Origin of the sequence: Salinisphaera sp. G21_0 (assembly GCF_017744115.1) — a bacterium.
Lineage (GTDB): Bacteria > Pseudomonadota > Gammaproteobacteria > Pseudomonadales > Endozoicomonadaceae > Endozoicomonas.
Genome location: NZ_JAGHQW010000199.1, coordinates 1 through 867, shown reverse-complemented (window position 1 = coordinate 867; position 867 = coordinate 1). Strand labels below are relative to the sequence as shown.

Annotated in this window: 1 protein-coding gene; it reads right to left on the bottom strand. The window is 49.8% G+C overall.

Features of this window, described 5'->3' with window-relative positions; all coding sequences use genetic code 11:
• Positions 1–814, bottom strand: an 814-nt coding sequence (locus tag J7439_RS25635; protein WP_353623124.1) for an IS3 family transposase, incomplete at its 3' end; no start/stop codon positions are given.
• Positions 815–867: the final 53 nt, after the last annotated feature.

Sequence of the window (867 nt, the reverse complement as noted above, 5' to 3'; positions counted from 1 at the left end):
GTGCCAGGTAGCTATTAGTCGAATGCTTTCTCTGACGGTTATAAAACACTTCGATATACTCAAAAATTGCCTGATGCGCCTCTTCCCGCGTCTGAAAGTCCTCATGATGAATGAGTTCTGTCTTCAGCGTATGGAAAAAACTCTCGGCCACTGCATTATCCCAGCAATTCCCTTTACGGCTCATGCTGCATATAAAACCATTGTCTCTGAGCAGCTGTTGATAACGATCCGAGACATATTGGCTCCCCCGGTCACTATGAACCAACAGGCCTGCCAGCGGTCTACGCTTCCACAGTGCCATTTCCAGCGAGTCCGTAACCAGTGTTGCCGTCATTCTCTCGCTCATAGACCAGCCCACAACGGCTCTGGAGCACACGTCGATGAAAACAGACAGGTACAGCCAGCCCTCGCGAGTAGGGACGTAGGTAATGTCGCCAACGTAAGCCTGATTCGGCTGCTCCCGTTGAAAATGACGGTCTAACGCGTTCTCAGCCACCGGTTTGTTATGGCGTGAATTGGTGGTTGCTTTAAATCTCCGCCTGGTTTTACATACGATGCTTTCCTCTTGCATCAAGCGGTTGATCCGCTGCCGACTGACCTGCTTGCCCATATCAGCCAGATCATCTTTAATACGACGTTCACCATAAGTCTGGCGACTCTTCTCATGAATTGCCTTAATGTCAGCCTTCAATGCGCGGTCTTCCTGAGAGCGTTTCGACTCAGGACGGGAAAGCCAGTCATAATAGCCTGTGCAGGATACCGACATAACCCGGCACATGGCTCTTATGCTGAAGCTTTCCTGATGATCCTTGATAAACTCGAATCTCAGAGACTTTCTCGCGCAAAGAAGGCTGCCGCCTTTTTTAA